The sequence below is a fragment of the Pantoea sp. SGAir0175 genome, from assembly GCF_043547855.1.
This window is the reverse complement of the sequence record NZ_CP028081.1, coordinates 1,595,409-1,617,909: the sequence shown is the minus strand read 5'-3', so window position 1 is coordinate 1,617,909 and position 22,501 is coordinate 1,595,409. Positions and strand designations below refer to the sequence as shown.

The following is a 22,501-nucleotide window of genomic DNA, read 5'->3' as shown; positions in this document are numbered from 1 at the left end:
AGACCGGCGTTGCGGAAACATCATTGGGGCGAAGATGGAAGCGTATTTTTGAAAGGTCGCCATGAATGGCGCCCCTACGAGATCACAGCAAGTTTTTGTAGGGTGCGCATTGATGCGCACCGGCAGCTGCACATCAGTCACCGATCACATCTGATTTTAAAGGTCGCCATGAATGGCGCCCCTACGGGATCACGGCAGGTTTTTGTAGGGTGCGCATTAATGCGCACCGGCAGCTACACGTCAGTCACCGATCACATTTGATGATGGCGGGCGGTCGCCGTTGCCGACGACCGCCCCCGTCATCACCGCTTACAGCCAGCCCTCAAACCACTCGGGCATCACGAACAGGTTGAAATGATTCACCAGCAGCATCAGGCCGACAAACACCACCGACACCGACACCCACTGGCGCGCATACGGCATAAAGCGGATGCCAATCACCGGTTTGATGAAGAACGGATGCGCGAAGGCGGAGATCAGCACCTGTGAAATCGACAGCGTCAGCGCCACGTAAATCACGTTCGGCCAGATCCACGTAGTGGCCAGCACCACCACCACCACCAGGCTGGCGACGATATTCCAGTAGAACTCGACGTTGGTGCGTCCGTTCGCCTGGGAGATCGCGCCGGTCAGGCCGCCCATCGGGCGCAGCATACCGAACAGCAGCATCAGTGGGATCAGGTGATACACCTGCTCGTGCGAGGCGCCATACAGCACACGCACAATCACCGGAGAGAGAATACCAATCGCCAGGTACATCGCACTGCTGAACAGCATGATGACGAAGGTGCCCTTGAGGAACAGTTTTTTCAGCTGCTCGGGATCGTGCTGCTTCTCGGCAAAGCGCGGCAGCGCCAGGCGGTTAATCACCGGCGACACCAGTTTCAGCGGCTGCAGAATCAGCTCTTTCGCCAGTGAGTAAATCCCCAGCATTTCGGCACCCATCACTTTACCGACGATCAGCGCATCGGCCTGAGTACGCAGCTGGTTAATGGTCTGCGAACCCAACTGATAGATACCGTAACGCACCGCGCTGACAAAGGTTTTGCCGTCGAACTCCCAGGTTGGCCGCCACGACTTCTCGCCAAAGTAGATCATGCAGAGAATGCGCGTGAAGGCGTTGATGAACAGCCCGAGAATCGCCGCCGCCACCGTCAGCGAGGTGAAATAGAGCATCGCCACCGTACACAGGAAGGCAAACAGCTTAGTGCCCATCTCAATCTTCGCCAGCGTCACCATGCGTTTGGTTTTCACATAGTGCGCCTGATACTGCGACAGGTGACCGAGCACGAGGAAGTTGAGGCTGGTGAGCATAATCAGCGCCGTCAGCTCCGGCAGATGGTAGAACCACGCCACCGGCCAGGCGATGGCCAGCATGATCAGACCGGTACAGAAGCTCAGCGAGACGTTAACCCAGTAAATGGTGCTCTGCTCACGACGTGTAATCTCCTGACGATGCACGATGTAGCTGCTCATGCCCATGTCCTGCAGCACGGTAGCCACCGCCAGAATGGCGTTGATGATAGCCAGCAAACCCAGCTCGTGCGCTTCCAGCTTGCGCGCCAGCACCGCCAGCTGCAGCACCTGCAGCAGCGCGGCAAAGCAGGTGCTGCCAAACAGCCACACCGCCTGTTTTTTTAATCCACTCACACCATGCGCTCCAGAATTTTCGCCAGCTCACCGTAAGCGATGTGCTGATTGAACTCGGTTTCCACTTTATGGCGCGCTGCGGCCACCACCGGTGCAACGTCAACGTCGCCGCGCGACAGGCGCAGCAGCGTGTCCGCCAGCTCGTCGGCATCATTTTCCGATACCAGCCAGCCGCTGACGTTATTCTGAATCAGCTCCGGGATGCCGCTGTGGTAGGTGGACACCACCGGTAAGCCGACCGCCATCGCTTCCATCAGCGCCACCGGAATGCCCTCCATATCGCCATCGGAGGCGGTTTTCGACGGTAGCAGGAAGATGTCGGCCTCGCTCAGCGCCTGACGAATCTCCTCCTGCGGCTTGAAGCCCGGCATGGTCACCATGTCTTCCAGGCCGGCACGTGCGATGTGCTCGCGCATCATGCCGTCCTGCTCGCCGTTACCGATGATGGTGAACTGGAACTGGCCACCGTTATCACGCAGGATTTCACTGGCTTTGACCGCCACGTCCAGCCCTTTTTTCTCGGTCAGGCGCGCCACCGAAACGATGCGCAGCGGTTTGTGGAATGCTTCACGCGGCTGGAAGTTAAACTTCTCCGGCTCGATGCCCATACGCGTGACGTGCACTTTCTCGCGCGGACAGCCCATCTCAATCAGCTTGTTCTCCCACAGATGGCTGATCGGCAGCATCAGTTCGCTCTGTCTGAACAGGTTGATGTAATCCTGTTTGTGCTCTTCAAGAATGTGACGACGCGAGATGTCCGCGCCGTGGAACACCGTCGCCTGCTTGCCCTTCAGCACTCCCAGCTCGCGCAGTTTATTCGCCAGCGCACCGGCATAGCCGAAGTGCACCAGGAACACATCGGCGGTAAAGGTCTGCCGGGCATTGGCGACAATGGCCGGCAGCAGCAGTTTTTTCGCCTGCGCACCGTAGCGGCCAACGTTAAGCGACTTCAGCAGCGCCGGTTTGGCGATTTTCGGCAGCATCAGCCCGATGCGCTGGGTCAGTTTGTCGAGGTTTGATACCTTCTCTTCCGGCAGCAGATAGTGGGTTTTCGCCGCCAGATTGTACTCATCGAACGCGGCATGACGGTTGATCATGTCGCCCGGAAACACCGAGATGATCTCGACGTCATAGCCGGCATCGATGAAATGCGTCACCTGATTGAGGACAAACGTCTCAGAGGCAACCGGAAAACGCATGGTGAAAAAGGTTAGCTTCATCACTTACCCCAGGACGTTGAGAATTTCTTCGGTGATGCGGTTGCCGATTTCACGCTCCTGCGCCACCGCGGTGTTCACTTTTTGCTTCACGTTGTCGTAGTCCGCCAGCACCGTCTGCACTTTGTCGATCAGCGAGCCGTCCATCAGGCTCTGCACGTCGGTGGCCATCTGCGGCAGCCCCAGCTGGTTCATCACGCCGAGTGATTTGTGCTCGTAGTTGATGGCCACGGCTGGCGTCCCGAAGTTCATGGAGATGATTGCCGAGTGCAGGCGCGTGCCGATGGTGAGATGGCAGTGGCTGAGCAGGATGCCGAGTTCCAGGTCGTTGAACTCGTCCATGATCACATGGTAGTGCTCCGGCTGCTCAACGTGGTCGCGCAGCGTCAGCGCCACCATGCGGTCATCTTTGGCATAGCTGTCGATGCCGGTACAGGTGGAGAACGCCACCACCTGATAACCTTCGGCGATCATGGCGTTGATCACCCGGCCAAACGCGGCTTCGTACTCTTTCTGCGTGACGCCAAGACGTTTGTCGAACGGTGCCAGCTCACGCACGGTGATAGCGATGGTTTTGCGCGACTGAATGATGTTCTGCCAGTGCAGCAGGTTGTGGCTCGGATTTTCCACCTCGCGCGCCTGCACCAGGAACGCGGTGTCCACGCCCTTCTTCACCCGGCTGGTGGTCACGCCATCCTGCTTCAGGCGATCGAGGCTGACCTCTTCGCGCAGCACCAGGCTGTCGACGCGGTCAAAAACAAAGTTTGCCAGCGCATTGACGCGCGGGTTTTCGAACGGGCCCACCGAGTGACCGATCATGTGCAGCGGCTTCTTCGCCATCAGCGCGCACAGCGCGTGATCAAACTGGGTAACACCGTACAGATCGACGAAGAACGAGCCGCCGACCTGAATGATGGCGTCATATTTCGCCAGGCTGCGGGTGAATTCCGCCAGATGCGGCGGCACCGAGAAGGATTTATACACGCCACCTTTGCCGAGGTGCGCCATCATGATGTCCGGCATCAGACGGTTGGCGACTTTGCGCTTCAGGCTGCTGACCAGCCCTTTTGGCGCCTTACTGTTATGCAGAAACAGCGAATCCTGCTGGATGTGCTGCTGCAGTAAATATCCGGAGCTGGTTGGATAGCGGCTGATGACATCGATATCCAGATCCCCACGCGCGGCCTGCAATGAATCAATCAGTCCACGTAAAATCGCGCCATCCCCACGATTTCCACAGGTATGGTTACCCACCAATAAAATCTTCATAAAAACTCCAGATAAATTTTTGTAATTTTTTACAAGCCGCCAGTTCCATACTGGCTAAGTGAACTCTGTAAGAAAAAACTGCTAATGGGCCAGCGGCCCGAAATTAACGACTGCCTGTTGTGACGTAATTGATACCTGCGACAGGTGTTACATGCGCGATAAATCGCGCCGCTACAGACTGTGCAAAGGGTCAGTGCAGAAATCACCTCTGCACAAACCGTAGCGGCGCAATTTATTGCGCTTTGCCCGTCCTCGCTCGGTGCTGTTGTGGCCTCCGCGATAAATTGCACCGTTACCTGCGTTAAATCCTCACGACTTCAGCGCAAAATACGGCAGCGCCACCTGCTCGCCGTTGATCACCACTGAAACAAACCCCTTCGGCTGGCGCGTATCCACCTCTTCGGGCTTCAGCGCGCGCGACGCCAGCAGCAAATCGCCCTGCTCGTTGCCGCCGATGCCGGCTTTACCGTTGTGCAGGCTAAACCGCTGCGGGGCCGGCTGGCTGCCGCTGGTCGGACTGCCCTGCGCCATGGTGGCGTCAACGCGCGCACAGCGGCCGGTGAGGAAACGGTCTTTGGCGGTGCTCTTAATCAGCACCACCGCCGTCGGCGTCCAGCCCGCCAGTTTGACGAACACTTTGCTATCGGTATCGCTGCGCGCATCGACGCGCACCTCCAGCACCGGCGAACTGCCTTCCGCGGACCAGCTGGCTTCCGCCTTGCTGGTTTTGCGCTGCAGATGAATCACCGCGCGACCGCCGGTCTGTTTACCGCCCATCACGTCGAGCAGCGGCTGTTTATCGCTGCCATTGCTGAACTGCGACTGACCAAACAGCTCGATCTCCCAGCTGTCACCCACGGTTGGCGAGTAAAAATTACCCAGCTCGAACCAGGTGGCCTGATTGGTGTTGTTGGTCAGACGGAAACGCGACGTGATGTAGTTGTATTTCAGGCTGCCGTCGATGGCCACGCCGTAAGACTCCACCCGCGTTGAGCCCATCTCCCAGATATTCAGCCAGCGTTCGCCTTCCAGCGAGTTATCGATCCAGCTGCCAGACTGCAGATTGGTCTGGCGCATGTTGAGGCGGGAATTGCGCGCGTTCAGCGGGTTTTTGCAATCTTCCAGGCTCAGCGCATCAATAATCCACTGGCCGTTCGAGATGTCGCCGGGGTGCTCGCTGTGCTCAATCCAGCCGTTATGAATGATCGACTGGCTGCAGCGCGGCAGGTTGAGCACCATGCCGCCGGTACAGCGCTGGGCGTTGAAGTTCGACAGTTCAATCGCCGTACTGTGGTCCCACGCACCCTGCTTCTGTCCGGACCAGCTGGCTTTGATCACGTCACCGGTACAGGTGTCGGCGTACCACTGGTCGATTTTGCAATCCAGCGTATCCAGCAGGCTGATCGAGGTGCCGCCGACGCGGTTGAAGCGCAGGCAGGCGCCGCGGAAGAACTGGCCGCCCGGACAGGTGTTGCAGAACAGCCCCTGTTTGTTTGGCCGCTTGTCGTTCTGACCGTTGAAGATCAGGTTGGAGATTTCGGTCCAGCGCGCATTCACCTGGAACAGGAATTCGGAACGACCGTCAGAAACCAGCGTGGTCGCCGGGAAATAGCCGAAGTTAACCATCGCGCCGGAAATGCGGAAGAAGCGCTGCTGCTGATCGCCAAAGTCACAGCCGGTCACAAAGAAGGTGCCTGCCGGAAACTGCACGCAGATCTGCTGGTTAGCCTTGAGCGACCACTGATACATGGCTTTGATCGCCGGCGCCGTATCGGTTTTGCCATCGGCGATGGCGCCGAAGTCAAACAGCGTCAGACGGTTGAAATCTTCCACCACGCGGCGCCAGTAGAACCCGTTGCCGCTGAAAATCACGCCGCCATCATCTTCGCCTTCGCCATACACGCCGACGAACTCGCCGCCGCCCACTTCCAGCCCTTCGTGCCAGCTTTTCAGCTTGATTTTCGCCCCGGCAAACAGCGGTCGGGTTTTACGCAGCTCTTCCACCGACGGAATTTCGCCGATCAGCTGATAGCCGTTCGGCTGCGCCAGGCGCTGGCTGAAGTTGCTGGCGTTCGGGCGCGACACGTCGCTGATGGAAAACAGCGTATTGCCCTGGTTATCTTCCACCACCATCGAGTGTGCAGGATTGGCGATTAACGCGGCGTTATCGTGAATAAACTGGGCAAAGTTGCCTTTATTGAGCGCAATTGGCTGGCTCACCTGGGAAACCTTGCCGCTGGCGTCGCGCAGATACACCGGAATCTGGTTGCCGGCCTGGCTGGCATCTTTGCCTGCTGCGCCAATCCACAGTTTGCCCTCAAAATTCTGCCAGAACTGCGGTGGCATGGTATAGACGTTTTCCGGCGTCAGAATCGGCACATCGCCCGGCGGGACGCTGGAGGCATCAACCGCTTTCAGCGCCGGCTGACCACTTTTGGCGGCGTAACTGGAAAACGCGCTCACCGACAGCGCGGCAACAATGGAGGAGGCTGCAGTTTGCAAGACTTCTCTTCTTTTCATGCTAACAATCCCGTGGTCATGGGGCCGCATGGCGGCCGAAAAGGTATCCCCGAGGCACGATAAAAGTGGTTACACCAGCGCCAGCCAGCTCTGTTTGATCTGATTACCGTCAAACTTCAGCGCCGTCTCTTTGGTCTTTTCGCTCATGGCAAAGAACAGGCGATCGTCGCTGGCCAGCTGCTCCATGCGCGCCAGGAAAGTGGCTTTGTCGTTCATTGGAACCAGGAAGCCATCTTCGCCGTGATTGATGATCTCCTGCGGTCCGGTCGGACAGTCATAGGCCACCACCGGCAGCGACCAGGATTTGGCTTCCAGCAGTACCAGCGGCAGTCCTTCATAACGTGAGGTCATCAGCGCCATGTCGCTGTCGCGGTAGTAGTCATTGATATTGCTGACTTTGCCGACAAAGTTAACGCTGCCGGTGATGCCCAGCGCCGCGGCCTGATCGTGCAGCTGCTGGCGCAGTTCGCCGTCACCGGCGATCACCAGCTTCCACTCCGGGTGTTTTTTGCTGAAGTCGGCCCAGATATCCAGCAGCAGGTCAAAGCCCTTCTGGTTATCGAGGCGGCCTACCGCCAGCGCCTGACGGCTGCGCGTCTCGCGCTGCCAGGATTTGTACACCACCGGATTAGGAATTTGCTGGCTGGGGATATGCCAGCGGGTAAAGACCTGATGGTCTTTGTCAGTCAGCACGATCACCTGGTCGTAGTAGCGCAGCAGCAGCCACTTCAGCAGTTTGATCGGCTTGCTGAACGAGTTGATGGCGATGTGCTCGCAGGCGTAGGCTTTGAAGGTTTTTTTCTTCATTGCCATCAGGTTCCAGAAGGCAAACATCACGCTCAGGCGCCCCATACTGATCAGGAATACGCTGTCGAAGCCCTCCTGATGGATGCGCGCCACGGCACTTTTAATCGGGTTGCTGTGGCCTTCGAAGCTGACAATCTCTTTCACCCGCTCAAACGGGTAAAAGGTTTTGCCGTGCCCTTCCAGCGAGTAAATGGTGACGGCATGCTCTTCACCGAGGCACTCCGACATGAAGTTGCAGATATTCTCCGTGCCTGCGTAGGAGTAGGCATCCTTAATAACCAAAACAATCTTTTTCATCTGATACTTTTCACCTCAAATTGCTCAAATCCAGACCCAAGTCATTTGCGTTGCCGCAAGGCGGCAAGTGCGTTCATTCCCGGGAGCTTACTCAAGTAAGTGACCGGGATGGACGTGCGCAGCCAACGTAGCGGCAGCGCGAAGGACACAGGGTCTTAGCGATGTTTAAGGGTGAAAAGAACCCCATTCACCATATACCAGCCGTAATAGTAATAGATTTTTAAAGGATTGTTTTTATAGATAATTCTTAATAATTCGAGGTGCCATTTCGCCGCTTTATTTTTGTTACGCGACAGCGAATCGCCCAGCTCGTAGTAGTTGACCAGCGTCTTCTGGATCACCCGGGCTTGTTTGTAGCGGAGGAACAGCTCATAGAGGAACAGGAAGTCTTCATGGCCTTTACGCTGGAAGAAGATGCCCTGTGGCGGACGGCGGAAACACACCGAGGAGAAGCAGACGCGATACTGCTTCTTCACGAAGTTTTCCTGCTGCAGATAAGGTTTGTTGTAGTTGATGTCGTGATCGGCGGTTTTGGTTTTGTAGTGATAATGGGTGATGACGAAGTCGTCACCGGCGGCCAGCGCCGCGGCCTGCTCGGCCAGTTTCTCCGCGTGCCATTCGTCATCGCTGTCGAGAAACGCAATGATCTCCTCTTTGGCCGCGCGCAGGCCCACGTTGCGCGTTTCCGCCGCGCCGAGGTTGACCTCGTTGCTGAGGATAGTGATGCGCGCGTCCTGGCAGTGCTCGCGCACAAAAGCGAGTGAATCATCGGTGGATTTATCATTGACCAGGTAGAGATGCCAGTCGCTGTAGGTCTGATTCACGATCGACTCAACCGCACGCAGCACGGTGTTGCGCGCGTTGTACATCGGCATCACGATACCGATGGTGCCAACATGATTTGTCATTTGTATACCCGGAGTGTCAGGAACCGAAAAAATGCTCCCGCTGCGGGAGCAAGTGAAAGTCATAAATCGATCAGGAAACCGCTCTTCGCCCCGTGAAGCGCGACTTCAGCTTATCGACCAGGCGATTGATGAAGTAGGCGCGGTTATCACGGTTGGTGAGGAAGAAGTAGCGCGCAAAACTGACGCTGGCCAGCAGCGAATTGCCATCCATTTTGTAGCGCAGCGGCAGCTTGAACGCTTTGTAGGTATGGATATCGCGCGCCGTCAGATGCGGCCTCATGGTGTCGAGCCAGAAGAAGGAGTACTTCACCGACTCGCCTTTGTGTTTGGAACCAAATTTGGTCACCAGATGGTAGGTCGCCAGCGGTTTGGCGATCATCACAAATTCGTAGCCCATGCGGTCGGCGCGGATGCAGAAGTCATAATCCTGATGGCGAATATAGCGCGCATCAAACTGGATTCTGGCGGCATCTTCGCGTTTCAGCACGATGGTACTGGTCTGGATAAAGCCGTAACAGCCAAACAGGTACTCCGCCACGGTCTCGTTCTTACCCGGCGGCTGCATCGGCATCACTTTGAGGAAGCTGCCGTCCTGATGAATATTGACCTGGCTGAAGATGACATAGCGCGATTTACCCTGCGCTTCCAGCTTGCGGATGGTATCGCACACTTCCAGCAGCTTGTCCGCGTGCCACTCGTCGTCGGCGTCGAGGAAGCTGATGAAGTCGCCCTGCGCCAGTTCAATACCTTTGTTGCGCGCGCCGGCACCGTTGAGTTTGACCTCAGACAGCTCCAGTTTGATGTCCAGATCCTGATACCGCTCGTCGCGTACCACCTGCGCCAGTTCCGCGGCATCTGCGGATTTGTCATCCACGATGATGACTTCAAAGTTGCGATAGGTTTGCGCTTTGACGCAATCCAGCGTCGTGACAATCGATTTCGACGCGTTATAAGCGGGAATTACAATTGAGAAGCGGATGTCCTGCATTGCCAGCACCTCTTAAACAGCTGTTCCAGATTCAACGGTAACGCGAGCGGCCTGTAGAAAGGAATCGGCTTTGTTCTGAAAAATCATGCCGTTAGTATTCTTTTTCAATAAGACTTTTCGTACCGTCACGGAAATACCTAAGATTGTGCTGTGTGTATGTTGGATGGTGCAAAACGCACCGAAAAATTTAGTCGCCATGTATGGCGTTGTGTCCGGCCAGGCGGTTTGCCGGTCGCCATGAATGGCGTTATATCCGACAGAGCGGTTTTCCGGTCGCCATGAATGGCGACCCTACAGCGTCGGGCACGGTTCTGACCGTCAGTGCATTTATGCGCACCAGCAAAGAGGTCAATTCCCCTGCACCGTCCACGTAGGGTGTGCATTTTTGCGCACCAGCAAAGAGGTCAATTCTCCTGTACCGTCCACGTAGGGTGCGCATTTATGCGGACCGGCAAACAGGTCAATTCTCCTGCACCGTCCACGTAGGGTGCGCATTTATGCGCACCTCGCTAACGCATTTTAGTCATAAAAAGGGGCGGAAAATCCGCCCCCGATGTTGCTTAGCTTTTGCTCTCTTTGCCGTATTCGTAGTTGTAATAGTCGTAGCCATAACCATAGGCATTCGACGCTTTACGGACCACGGCGTTGAGGATGACGCCTTTAATCTCGATACCGTTCTGGGCGAAGCGCTTGTAGCTAACATCCAGCTCTTTGGTGGTGTTGGTTTCGAAACGCGCCACCATCAGCGAGGTACCAGCCAGCTTACCGATGATGGAGGCATCGGTCACAGCCAGAATCGGCGGCGTATCGATCAGCACCAGGTCATAGTTCTTGCTCGCCCAGTCCAGCAGCTCCTGCATGCGACGATGCATCAGCAGCTCAGACGGGTTCGGTGGCACCTGACCGCGCGGCAGGAAGTCAAAACCGTACACGCCCTTCTGAATCATCGCCGGCGAGAACTCGCTCTTGCCTGACAGTACGTTAGACAGGCCGGTCTTGTTATCCGCACCCAGCAGCTCGTGGGTATAGCCGCGACGCATATCACCATCGATGAACAGCACGCGCTGACCTGCTTTGGATACCAGCGTCGCCAGGTTGGCACAGATAAAGGTTTTACCAATACCCGGGCTGGCACCGGTGATCATCAGGATGTTGTTTTTCGCTTCCATCATGGCGAAGTGCAGGCTGGTACGCAGGCTGCGAATCGCTTCGATGGAGAGGTCAGTCGGGTTACCCAGCGCCAGCAGCGTGTTGTGCGGATCCGACTTCTCTTTGCTGCCGCGTCGCGCCAGCGCTTCGGTGTCTTTCTTACGCTGCCACTCGGAGAGCGGTACGCTGGCATAGACGTTCATGCCCAGCTCTTCCAGCTGCTCCGGGTTGTCGATCCCGTGGTGGAACAGCGCTTTCAGCAGCACCAGACCAACCGACAGCATCAGACCCACAATCAGACCCGCGACAATAATCAGCAGCTTCTTCGGTGCTACCGGGCTGGTGCTGGTTTCAGCACGGTCGATGATGCGCACATCACCCACGGTGCTGGCCTTGCTAATGCCCAGTTCCTGCTGACGGTTCAGCAGCTGCATGTAGATTTCCTGACCGGCCTGCACGTCACGCGTCAGACGCAGAATCTCCTGCTGGGTCTGCGGCATGGCCGAGATTTTCTTGTTCAGCTGTGCCTGTTCCGCTTCCAGCGTTTTGCGTTTTTCCAGCAGCGCGCGGTACGTTGGGTGGTCTTTGGTGAACAGCTGGGAAACTTCGGCTTCACGGAAGGTCAGCTCGTTCAGCTGGCTCTGGACGCTAACGGAAGAGTCGAGCGCCGATTTGGCTTCCAGCGACATGTCGACCGACTCGTTCTGACGACGGAAGGTGTTCAGCTTGTCTTCCGCATCGTCCAGCTTGGCACGCACGTTAGGCAGCTGGGTGCGCAGGAATTCGAGGCTCTTTTCCGCCTGCTCAGACTTACGCTCAACGTTCTGCAGCAGATAGTTGTTGACGATCTGGTTCAGCACGCGGCTCGCCTGCTCCTGATCTTCATCCTGGAACTCCAGGCCCAGCACGCCGGTGGTTTTGCCTTTATCGGCGACGGTCAGCGCGCCCAGTACGGTTTTAATCGCCTGCAGGTCGCTCAGCTTGGTGACGCTGAAGCTGGTGCCTTCGTCAGCCTGAATGCCGCTAACCAGCATGGTGACGTCGCCGTGCTGCTCCAGCTGACCGACGCGGCCTTTGAACAGCTCGTCGCCGTCTTTGCTCACGGTATAGGTCTGCGGACCGGTGACTTCCAGCTCAACGGTACGTTTGTCGATGCTGCGCGGAATTTCCAGGCGTGAAATGGCAATCTGCGCCGGCTTGTTGCCCATCAGGCGCGACAGACCTTTACCGATCACCGGGAAGTAGTTTTGCTGAATGACCGTGTCCAGACCAAGGTCGTTAACGGTTTTACCAATCACCATGCGGGATTCGATGATCTGAATCTCGGTGTCTGATGCTGGCGTGGTCGGAATCACATCCTGTAATTCGTTCAGCACCGAGGCGGTGTTTTTCTGCTCCACCTGCACCATAGCGTCCGCGCTATAGATTGGCGTAGCAAACAGTGTGTAGAGCGTTGCCATCAGCATAAAGAAAGCGGTGACCGCCACGATGATCCAGCGATGATCGATCAGCTGCCCCACAAGATGCGCCAGATCCCATCCATTCGAATCTTCTTTTGGCGCAGTCATAACCTTGTTTTTGATATTCATGGATATTCCCAACTATCGGCTTAGTACGTTAACCCATTTCTGGGTAGCGTTTTCCAGTAACCCGTAAACCTCTTCAAAGGCCTCACGGCTTTTTTTGTACGGATCCGCAATTTCCTGTTGGTTAAGCCAGTGGCCCAGCAGCATGGTCTTCCCCCGCGCGGCCGGATCGATGCGGTTCACCTGCTCAACGTGGCGCTTCTCCATTACCAGAATCAGGTCAAAGTCACGGCACATGCTGGCCGTTAACTGCTGAGCCTCATGACCGTCCAGCGAGACGCCATGTTCAGCGGCGACGGCGCTGGCCGTCTTATCCGCCGGGTGGCCCTTCAGGGCGCCAAGACCGGCAGAAGCGATACGGGTATGCGGAAGTGCGCGTTTAAACAGACGCTCCCCGGTGGGGGAGCGGCAAATGTTGCCGACGCAGACGACTAACACTGACTTAATCATGGTAAAACCTTAGTCCGACCAGTTGCGGAAACGCAGCGCTGCGGAGCTTGCATCGTCGATACCCACGATGGTCGGCAGCAGTCCGGAAATCACGCGGTTCCAGCGGGTGATTGGTGTTGCGGTGACGTAGACAATGTCGTACGGCTCCAGTTGGAATTCGGTGCCCATCACCATCGACGCCGCATCTTTGGTGTTCAGCTGATAGATGTTGGCGATCTTGGTGCGGTTAGCACCGCGAATCGGACGAATGACGAATACGCCGGTGGCGTCAGAGGTGGTTTGATCCATGCCCTGTGCGTTACCCAGCGCTTCAGCCAGCGTCATGCCGCTGCGGTCCATCTTCAGCGTGGTCTGCTGTTTCACTTCGCCCATTACGAAGATCTTCAGATCGTCGTTACGCGGTACGTAAAGGATATCGCCCGGATAGAGCAGATGGTTCTGGCTCAGGTCGCCGTTTTGCATCAGCGCCTGCAGCGAAATGCGCTGCTCGCGGCCATTGTGCGTCAGCACCACGTTGCGCCAGTCGGCGTCGGCAGCAAGGCCACCCGCGGCGTTCACCGCATCCAGCACGGTCAGCGGCACGTTGGTGATCGGCTGCTGGCCGGACGTGGTGACCGAACCGGTCACGTAGGCTTTCTGCGAACGGAACGCGGCCACATTGACATCCACCTGCGGACTTTCAATGAACTGCGCCAGACGACGCGCGATTTCACTGCGGATTTCCGTCACGGTGCGGCCTGCAACGCGCACTTTACCGATGTACGGATAGAAGATGGTACCGTCTGCCTGTACCCAGTTACCGGTGTCGCTGGCGCTGCGGTACTGACCGGCCGGCGTGGTCAGCTCAGGGTGATCCCATACGGTGACGTTCAGTACGTCGCCGATGCCAACGCGGTATTGATAGCTCTGAATCTCGTTCTGCAGCAGCGGGTTAGCCTGAGCAACCAGCGGCTTCGGACGCATCTGTTCAACCAGACGCGGCGTCAGAGGGAAGACGTTAACGTATTTGTCGATGTCAAAATTGCTATCCTGTTGCTCAATGACATCTTTTCCGCTAGTGGAAAGGTGCGAACCTGGTTCGATGGTGCACCCGGAGAGGAAAGTCGCGGATACCAGTAACGGTATCAATTTAGTTTTCATTATCATCTGGTTCTTCGCTATCAGTTAATGATTGATAGAGGCGAAAACGCCGCTGTGTAAGCGTCTAACAAAAATAAAGGCAAGGAATTAAACACTGAAACTGAGGTTCATTATCATTAGCTCCCTGGTTTATGTTGTCATCCTGGTTGCAGACGACTTCAATTAAAGTGGGTTATCGTTAAGCGGCTTAATAACCCGCTCTGTTCGGGCTCGATAATGGCAGTTATCAGTTACAGACACTCCCAGCACCGGCAGTTATCAGGCGGGAACGTTATTTCGTCCCCTGCCCTTGCTGTCTATCAATAAGCGCCGTCGCGTTTGAGTACCACGCCGACCGTCTTAAACAGAATCGCGATGTCATTCCACAGCGACCAGTTTTTGACATACCACGAATCGAAATAGACGCGCGTCTCATAGTCAACGTCGTTACGACCGCTGACCTGCCACAATCCCGTCATGCCTGGCTTTGCCATCAGGTAATAATCAACATCACCGGCATAACGGCAGAGTTCATCTTCAATCACCGGGCGCGGGCCAACGAGGCTCATGTCACCGCGCACGACGTTCCACAGCTGCGGCAGCTCATCCAGGCTGGTTTTACGGATGAAATGACCGACTTTGGTAATACGTGGATCGTTTTTCAGTTTGAAATCTTTGTCCCACTCGGCGCGGGCTACCGGGTCGGTGCGCAGCACCTCTTCCAGCACCTCTTTCGAGTTAATTACCATCGAGCGGAACTTCAGGCACTTGAACTTGCGGCCATTGAGACCCACACGTTCGTGACCGTAAATCGGTGGTCCGCCATCACGGCCAACCATGAAGCCGAGTACCAGCAGCGCAGGTGACAGCGCGATGATGATGCTGAGCGCGCCGACGATATCGAATGCCCGCTTCAGGACACGCGAGGTGCGTTTCGCCAGGTTGTTATTCACACGCAGAATCATCACTTCATGGCTGAAGATGTAAGCCATATCGGTGCCGTACAGCGGTACGCCGCGCAACGTCGGGATAACCGAGACCGAGCGACAGTTATGCATCGCCAGCATTTTCAGCCAGCGGTCGCGGTGCTGACTCTGCTCGAACTCAACCGCAACGATAAACTGGGTTTCGCTGTTGGTCAGTTGCCACAGCTCCTGCTCGTTATGCAGCACCGGTACACCGGAGATGCTAGCCTGCGGGCAGCTGCCATCGACGTCGAAGAAGGCGATCACATCAAAGCCCATCACCTCTTCGCTCTGCAGCGCCTGCCAGGCTTCCTGCGCGTTACGGTTGCTGCCAATAATAATGGTTTGCTTTTTCCACATACCGAAATGATTCAGCACGCGTTTGGAAATAGCGCGCGCCAGCGGAATCAGCACCAGCGCTAAAATCCACGTTAATACCCAGACAAAACGGGACATCTGCCATTGTGATAATGCTGAAATTGACAAATCGATGACAGAGAAAATGAGAATGGTACGAAAGATCTCTTTCAGCTCAAACCAGAAGGGTTTGCGATAGGTATAATGACGCAGGCGAACCCAGAACCAGCCTGTACAAATTAAGGACAGACAGACATGGGTGGCGATTTTTAAGTTGAGGTCTTTTTCAGAAATATCTGCCAGTGGAGAATCGGCGAACGAATTAATCAGCGCGAGTGCAATAAACAATGCCGCGTTGAAACAAATTAAATCCGAGCACGCCAGTAAAATTTTTGTCAGAAGACTTTTATATGTAAATTCATTATCGCGCATATTTGACTCTTTTATTTTATTTCCCTTAATCCCTAACGCCTAAGCCTGAGTAATTAATGAGCGATGCACTAACTAAACCAGCGAGACAAACTGCGGCGAACTCCCCGGCATTTAGGCCAATTCTCTTTCCAGTTAAGCAAGAAAATTGTGATAAATACCAACAGATTAGTCTGACTTCCTTTTGCCGCAAGGCCAGACAATTCTTAACCTGTGAAAACCACGTCAGGCACGCTACCGCCCTTGGCTGTCGCTGCCAATACCGCTTACAACACCCTATTTTTTGTCCGCGCTTTGTCGCCACGCCGGGAAATACCCGCCTTAACCCGTGCACGATCACAATTCACAACATTAAGAAGCTAAACAGCGCGCTATTAACAACATTGGCGCAGACATTTACTAACACGTTGCTATACTAGTTATTACTGGCTTGTTTACAAGTAGGCCCCGTCTTCCCTGCACTATTTTAGGAAAAAGACTACCAGCCATAAGTATTGATGCCAGCCCCGCCAGGCAATTTCACGCCAAAATTCAGAATAATTCGATACCCGTCTTCAGATTAGTCGCATTAAAAATGTACGCTTTTGCCGCTGGATAAGAATAAATAGTGGTCTTCATCCACACAGGATGTTTATCCATACTTTTCACTTATCGCCCGGCTGAGCAAGGTAAGATTAATCCTAATAAGCCGCCAGCCCGCGACATCCGCGCGGCCGGGGCGTATTTGTACCCTGTCTGACGATTAACTATCATCAGACTAAGCTCATTTTTAGACATTATGGTGATGAAAGTATGTGGGAGTGGATCATCGATCCGTCGCTCTGGGCAGGATTAGTCACGCTAATCGTTCTTGAGCTGGTGCTGGGTATTGATAACCTGGTTTTCATTGCCATCCTGGTGGAGAAGCTGCCGCCGACGCTGCGCGACCGCGCGCGGGTGTTCGGTCTGCTGCTGGCGCTGGTATCACGGCTGGTGCTGCTGGCGTCGCTGTCGTGGCTGGTTACGCTGACCCAACCGCTGTTCACCCTCTTCCAGCAAAGCTTCAGCGCACGCGACCTGCTGCTGCTGGGCGGCGGTATCTTCCTGTTGTTTAAAGCCACCACCGAACTGAACGCCCGGCTGGAGGGCAGCGACGAGGAATCGGGTCAAAATAACAGCGGTGCTAAATTCTGGCCGGTGGTGGCGCAAATCGTGGTGCTGGACGCCATCTTTTCACTTGATGCCGTCATTACCGCCGTCGGTATGGTCAACGACCTGCCGGTGATGATGATCGCCGTGACCATCGCCATCCTGTTAATGCTGCTGGCCAGCAAGCCGCTGACGCGCTTCGTTAACGGCCATCCGACCATTGTGATTCTCTGCCTGAGCTTTCTGCTGATGATCGGCTTTAGTCTGGTGGCAGAGGGTTTCGGCTTCGTCATCCCGAAAGGCTATCTGTACGCGGCCATTGGCTTCTCGATTGTGATTGAGATCTTTAACCAGCTGGCGCTGTTTAATCGCCGCCGTTTTCTTACCGCCGGACGACCGCTGCGCCAGCGCACCGCCGAAGCCGTGCTGCGCATTCTGCGCGGTGAAGCACAGCGCGCCGATCTGGATGCCGACACGGCATCGCTACTGAGCGATAACCAGGGCGCAGCGCTGTTTAATCGTCAGGAGCGGCGCATGATAATGCGCGTGCTGGGTCTGGGTCAGCGCCAGATCAACAGCATCATGACGTCACGCCATGACGTCGAGCACATCGATCTGAGCGAAGACCCGCAGTCGATCATGGATAAACTCGACCGCAACCAGCATACGCGCCTGCTGATCACCGAACAGGGACGCGAGCCGCTGGGCGTGGTGCATGTGATCGATCTGCTGCATCAGTCGCTGCACAGTAAATCGCTGGATTTGCGTGCGCTGATTCGCCAGCCGCTGGTGTTTCCCGAGCGCGTCACCCTGCTGCAGGCGCTGGAGCAGTTTCGCCATGCGCGCACCCATTTTGCCTTTGTGGTGGATGAGTTTGGTTCGGTGGAAGGCGTGGTAACGCTGAGCGACGTGATGGAGACCATCGCCGGCAATCTGCCCAATGAAGGGGAAGAGATTGATGCCCGTTACGATATTCAGCCCGCAGAGCATGGCGGCTGGATCGCCAACGGCCATATGCCGCTGGAAGATTTAGCGCTGTATGTGGCACTGCCGCTCGACGAGAGGCGCAATTACCATACGCTGGCGGGATTGCTGATGGATAGCCTGCAGCACGTGCCGGCCGAAGGTGAGGAGTTGCGCGTCGGGGATTATCTGCTGCGCACCCTGCAGGTGGAGAACCATCGGGTGCAAAAAGTCGAGATAGTGCCGGTCGCGCCCGCACCGTTTATTTAACCAGGTGCCGGGGCGTGATTTATTATGCGTGTCCGGCCACCTGTGTTGCGATTTGTAGCGGCGCGATTTATCGCGCATGCCTGACATCCGCACCGTTGTACATTGCGCAATAAATTGCGCCGCTACCCGTCAGTGCAACGCGGTGTCGCGGCGCGAATCATCGCGCGATGAACAATCCGATAACGTCGCTCTGGTCCTTTTATTGCCGCGGTGCAGACTTCTGGCTATCCAGCCACTGATTGAGGCGCGTTTTGGCTTCGCCCTGTAACTGCTGGCGCACCACGTCGTCCACCGGCAGTGAATACTGCAGATTGCCCCAGCTGCCGTAAATGCGCAGCGGAATCGGCTGGCCGTTGAGTACTTTCGCCAGCCGGTCGTCGCCCTGCCAGCCGCGCAGAATCATATTAATGGTGACATCCAGCTGCTGCTTGACCACATCCACGTTGCCGTGGGTTTGCAGCGCCAGCCGGCTACTGCCGCCCTGCAGATCCGGCAGCGTGACGTTGCCCTGCTTCAGGCTGATGCGCCCGCTTAACTGTTCAATTCCCTGATCATCCGGCTGATCGTTACTGACGCGATTGCTGACGCGCGCCACGGCGCGGCGCACCATCTGCTGCAGATTCAGCTGCGCCAGTTGCAGATTAGTTGCTTCCAGTTCTGCATTGCCCTGCCAGTTCTGTTTCGCCTCCGCCACGCTCAGCCCGGCACCGCTGATGTCGCCCTTGAGCGAGACCGTGCCCTGCAGCGAAGCCGGCAGTTCCAGCGCTTTAAGCAGCGGCGCAATGGCAATGCTGCTCAGCTCCGGCTGAAACGCCACCTGCGTGACCGGCTGACGGATATCCACCGAGCCGGGAATGGAAAAGTGGCCGTCACCAAATTTGCCCTGCAGCTTGTTGAGCGTCAGCAGCCCGCGCTGATTGCGGGCGTCAATTTGCAGATTGCTGAGCGTCAGACCGCGCCACACGCTGCTGTCAGCGTCGAGCGTCAGCTGTAAATCCATGCTGTTGAGCGGCGAGTCGGCATTATTGTGCGCGCGCGGCTCAGCGATCACCGGCGTGCGCATCACGTTAGCCTGCTGCGTGGTGCTGTTATCGCTGGCGGGCGCGCTGGCCATCAGGTTATCCAGATTGAGCGAGGTCGCGTGCAGCGCGAGATTGAGCTGCTGCGGCAGGGCCAGCCGGCCCTCAGCGCTGCCGTCGAGGGCGCTGTCGTTCGCGGTTAACTGCAGCTTGTTCAGCGCAAACTGCTGCTGGTCGCCATCCCACTGCGCCTGCCCGCTCAGCGTCCCTTTAATGCCCTGCGGCGGCAGGTTCGCGCCGTCCAGCGTGTAATCCAGCTCATCCAGCTGGCCGCTGATACGGTGCGGATAGTGCGCCACGTCCATCTGCCCTTTCAGGTTCAGGCTGAGATTGCGCTGATTGCGCGACACGCGTGTCGCCAGCTCAACGCTGGCCTGCCGGTTATCGTCCTGATTCAGATTGAGGTTGAGATCGCGGAAGTTGTACTCGTCACCGCCCGGCTGCTGCCAGATGAGCAGGCTATCGGCGATGCGCAGTTTACTGATGTTAAAGGTCCAGCCATTGCTGGCGGCGATGGCCGGTTCACTATCGCCCGGCTCAATCGGCGCGCCCTGCGGTTTCTGCACCGCGCTGTCCGGCGTAGCGCGAATAATCGCGTTTTTCAGCATCACCTGGCTGACGCTCAACTGATGCGACAGCAGCGGCCACAGATTGACGTCCAGGCGCATATTATCGGCGGTCACCATCGGCTGGCTGGCGCCGGGCGCGGTCAGGCTCATGCGGCCCGCCAGAATGCTGAGCTGCGGCCAGACGTGCCAGCGCAGGTCGCCGCTCACTTCAAGCTGATAACCACTGCGCTGTTTTACCTGCTGTACCATATAGGTACGAAAGTCGTTGGGATTGACCAGCAACACCAGTGCCGTCATGCCCGCTACGACCACCACTAACAGGATGGCCAGCGTGGTTATCAGTCTTCTCATTGCATCCTCATCACCGTCAGATTTCAGGCCGCTGGCGCGAAATCACTCCAGGAGAAACGTTAGTCTTTATCAATACGGCTGGCGTCAGCGCCCTGCTGCCCGCGATATTTGGCGTCTTCGCGGCGATTGTAAGGACGCGCCGCCGGCCCGGACAGCGGTTCAAAGCTCAGTGCGCCAATCAGCATGCCGGGACGCAGCGCCAGCGGCAGCTTACCGGAGTTGTAAAACTCCAGCACGATACGGCCCTGCCAGCCTGGATCGATGCGGTGCGCGGTAACGTGCACCATCAGCCCGAGGCGCGCCAGTGACGAACGGCCATCCAGCCAGCCCACCAGATCGTCGGGGATGGTGACGGATTCCAGCGTCACCGCCAGCGCCAGTTCACCCGGATGCAGAAAGAATGCTTCGCCTTCCGGCAGCACAATCTCATCGCTCATCACGCGATCCAGCGCCGCGCTCACTTCATGCTTTGGACCACTCAAATCTATAAACGGTGCGGTGTGGCCGCTAAACGTACGGAACTGGTTACCGAGGCGCACATCCACGGTAGCACCGTTGATGCGCTCAACCGGCGGACGGGGATCGATGGCCAGCTTGCCGCTGTCCAGCCAGCTTTCAATATCGCGATCGCATAATCTCATCGCAGCAACTCCATGATTAAGTGTAGCGAAAGGTGGTCAGGTTGTGACAAACCGCTCGCGTCACGTCCATCCGGACGCACGGTGTCCCGTTCCGGTCCCGCTGAACCGGACGGGCGTCGTCAAAGATACTGGTTAATTTTGGCCTTGAGGATATCAATGGCGATGCGGTTTTTACCACCGCGCGGCACAATGATGTCGGCATACTGCTTGGAAGGCTCAATGAACTGCAGGAACATCGGGCGCACGGTCTTTTGGTACTGGCTCATCACCGAGTCCATCGAGCGCCCGCGCTCGTTGACGTCGCGCTTCATACGGCGCATCAGGCAGATATCCAGCGGGGTATCAACGAAGATCGAGAAGTTAAGCTCCTGGCGCAGCCGTGCATCGGTCAGCAGCAGAATCCCTTCCAGAATAATCACTTTCTTCGGCTTCAGATGAATACACTCGTCGGTGCGGGTGTGCTCAACGTAGCTGTAAACCGGCAGGTCGATATCTTCGCCGGCCTTCAGTGCGCGCAGATGCTGCAGCAGCAAATCGTGGTCCATCGCGCTCGGATGGTCGTAGTTGGTTTTCACCCTCTCTTCCATGGTGAGGTGGCTTTGATCTTTATAGTAGGCATCTTCGGGGATCACACCGATATGCTCGTCACCGACCTGGTCACGGATTTCACGATAGAGCGTGCTGGCAATAAGACTTTTTCCGGATGCGGATGCACCTGCAATGCCAACGATCACGCACTGATGAGACTTGTCAGTCATACTTTTTTAAGACCTGATAACTGGAGCCGGTTTCTGTCTGCACAAAAACAGGCCGATTGAGAGGGTTAGTTGGCGGCAATTATAGGGATTTCACCGGGTTGATGCCAGTGAAAACCGGCGCGCCGCCTTTTCAGACTATCCCGTTTTGCAGCCAGCGGCTTAATCGATACACTGTTTCTCTGCCCGCCGTGTGACTGGCGGGAGCCCGATAGTCGTTGCAAGGAAAAGTATGAGCTGGAGAACCCTGACCTATTTTGGCGACAGTATGTTGCTGATCCCCACTGCGGTGATCATCGCACTGGTGCTGCCATGGAAAAGCGACAACCGTCGCACCGTCTGGTACTGGCTGCTGGCGTTTGGCCTGGCGGGCCTGCTGGTCAGCATCTCGAAAATTATGTTTCTCGGCTTCGGCATTGGCAGCGCGCGCTACAACTTCACCGGGTTCAGCGGCCATAGCGCGATGTCAGCGACGCTGTGGCCGGTGATGATGTGGCTGATATCCGGCCGCTGGCCCACGTTCTGGCGCGCCCTGACTATCGGTATCGGCTATCTGATTCCGTTAATGGTGGGATTATCGCGCCTGGTGATCCACGCGCACTCGGTGAGTGAAGTGCTGGCCGGACTGATGCTGGGCTTTACCCTGAGCAGCGCGTTCCTGCTGAGCCAGCGTCGCACCGCGCTGAAGGGTTTTAGCGTGGTGCAGGTGGCGGTGGCATTTCTGATTCCGCTGTTGCTGATGGGCCACGGCCGCGTCGCCACCACCCAGCAGTTCCTCGAGCGTTTTTCCGCTGACCTCGCCGGACTGGAAAAGCCCTTCACCCGCGCCGATTTGTTCCGCTGAGTGCGTTGCGCGGTAAAGGGTGTAAGGTCTGTCCATTACGTTTTGAACACGTTTCATAAATGATTGCACATACGGTAGCGGCGCAATTTATTGCGCGATAAATCGCGCCGCTACAAAATTGTGCAATTTGTCGTGTCCTTACCTGAATCGCTGCAGATCCAGCAGCCGCGATACTGCCAGCAGATTTCAC

General features: G+C 56.4%; 16 protein-coding genes. 2 read left to right on the top strand and 14 right to left on the bottom strand.

The genetic code is table 11. The annotated features are described in order from the left end of the window. Positions 1–309: 309 nt before the first annotated feature. The 11 genes from C1N56_RS07325 to wbaP form a co-directional block, all read right to left on the bottom strand. The gene (locus C1N56_RS07325) at positions 310–1,650 is read right to left on the bottom strand and encodes an MOP flippase family protein (RefSeq protein WP_021509334.1); all 1,341 of its coding nucleotides are present in this window, start codon (positions 1,648–1,650) and stop codon (positions 310–312) included. Then, the gene (locus C1N56_RS07320; RefSeq protein ID WP_394517327.1) at positions 1,647–2,870 is read right to left on the bottom strand and encodes a glycosyltransferase; all 1,224 of its coding nucleotides are present in this window, start codon (positions 2,868–2,870) and stop codon (positions 1,647–1,649) included. Before C1N56_RS07320 ends, C1N56_RS07325 begins: the two co-directional genes overlap by 4 nt. A gap of 3 nt (positions 2,871–2,873) precedes the next feature. Further along, on the bottom strand, positions 2,874–4,136 hold the full coding sequence (wcaK, locus tag C1N56_RS07315; protein ID WP_058757295.1) for a colanic acid biosynthesis pyruvyl transferase WcaK: 1,263 nt from the start codon (positions 4,134–4,136) through the stop codon (positions 2,874–2,876). Positions 4,137–4,445: 309 nt separating this feature from the next. Beyond that, positions 4,446–6,656, bottom strand: coding sequence for a phage tailspike protein (locus C1N56_RS07310; protein WP_394517326.1), 2,211 nt, complete (start codon positions 6,654–6,656; stop codon positions 4,446–4,448). Between the two features lie 69 nt (positions 6,657–6,725). Continuing rightward, positions 6,726–7,760, bottom strand: coding sequence for a glycosyltransferase (locus C1N56_RS07305; RefSeq protein WP_021509330.1), 1,035 nt, complete (start codon positions 7,758–7,760; stop codon positions 6,726–6,728). A 155-nt stretch (positions 7,761–7,915) separates the two neighbouring features. Beyond that, positions 7,916–8,668 carry a glycosyltransferase family 2 protein gene (locus tag C1N56_RS07300; protein ID WP_058769966.1) on the bottom strand — a complete coding sequence of 251 codons (753 nt, stop codon included), beginning with the start codon at positions 8,666–8,668 and terminating at the stop codon, positions 7,916–7,918. A 70-nt stretch (positions 8,669–8,738) separates the two neighbouring features. Continuing rightward, positions 8,739–9,656 carry a glycosyltransferase family 2 protein gene (locus C1N56_RS07295; RefSeq protein WP_394517325.1) on the bottom strand — a complete coding sequence of 306 codons (918 nt, stop codon included), beginning with the start codon at positions 9,654–9,656 and terminating at the stop codon, positions 8,739–8,741. A gap of 560 nt (positions 9,657–10,216) precedes the next feature. After that, entirely contained in the window at positions 10,217–12,394 is a 2,178-nt protein-coding gene (gene wzc, locus C1N56_RS07290; RefSeq protein WP_021509327.1) for a tyrosine-protein kinase Wzc, read from the bottom strand. A 12-nt stretch (positions 12,395–12,406) separates the two neighbouring features. Beyond that, a complete protein-coding gene (locus tag C1N56_RS07285) occupies positions 12,407–12,841 on the bottom strand; it encodes an arsenate reductase/protein-tyrosine-phosphatase family protein (RefSeq protein WP_021509326.1) in 435 nt (144 codons plus the stop codon). A 9-nt stretch (positions 12,842–12,850) separates the two neighbouring features. Beyond that, complete coding sequence (locus C1N56_RS07280; RefSeq protein WP_031280061.1) at positions 12,851–13,981, bottom strand: polysaccharide export protein; 1,131 nt, start codon at positions 13,979–13,981, stop codon at positions 12,851–12,853. 299 nt (positions 13,982–14,280) lie between these two features. Next, positions 14,281–15,714 carry an undecaprenyl-phosphate galactose phosphotransferase WbaP gene (wbaP, locus tag C1N56_RS07275; protein ID WP_058757291.1) on the bottom strand — a complete coding sequence of 478 codons (1,434 nt, stop codon included), beginning with the start codon at positions 15,712–15,714 and terminating at the stop codon, positions 14,281–14,283. 789 nt (positions 15,715–16,503) lie between these two features. Between wbaP and C1N56_RS07270 the strand changes: the two genes are divergently transcribed. Continuing rightward, entirely contained in the window at positions 16,504–18,072 is a 1,569-nt protein-coding gene (locus tag C1N56_RS07270) for a TerC family protein (protein ID WP_278706855.1), read from the top strand. A gap of 199 nt (positions 18,073–18,271) precedes the next feature. Here C1N56_RS07270 and asmA read toward each other — a convergent pair whose 3' ends face one another. From asmA to udk, 3 genes are all read right to left on the bottom strand, one after another. Continuing rightward, positions 18,272–20,071 (bottom strand): outer membrane assembly protein AsmA, encoded by a 1,800-nt coding sequence (gene asmA, locus C1N56_RS07265; RefSeq protein WP_394517324.1) that lies wholly within the window; start codon positions 20,069–20,071, stop codon positions 18,272–18,274. A gap of 59 nt (positions 20,072–20,130) precedes the next feature. Beyond that, positions 20,131–20,712, bottom strand: coding sequence for a dCTP deaminase (gene dcd, locus C1N56_RS07260; RefSeq protein WP_021509321.1), 582 nt, complete (start codon positions 20,710–20,712; stop codon positions 20,131–20,133). 119 nt (positions 20,713–20,831) lie between these two features. After that, positions 20,832–21,470 carry a uridine kinase gene (gene udk, locus C1N56_RS07255; RefSeq protein WP_010615887.1) on the bottom strand — a complete coding sequence of 213 codons (639 nt, stop codon included), beginning with the start codon at positions 21,468–21,470 and terminating at the stop codon, positions 20,832–20,834. Between the two features lie 229 nt (positions 21,471–21,699). On the opposite strand from udk, the gene C1N56_RS07250 reads away from it, so the two are divergent. Further along, complete coding sequence (locus tag C1N56_RS07250; RefSeq protein ID WP_021509320.1) at positions 21,700–22,311, top strand: phosphatase PAP2 family protein; 612 nt, start codon at positions 21,700–21,702, stop codon at positions 22,309–22,311. The last annotated feature ends 190 nt before the right edge of the window (positions 22,312–22,501 follow it).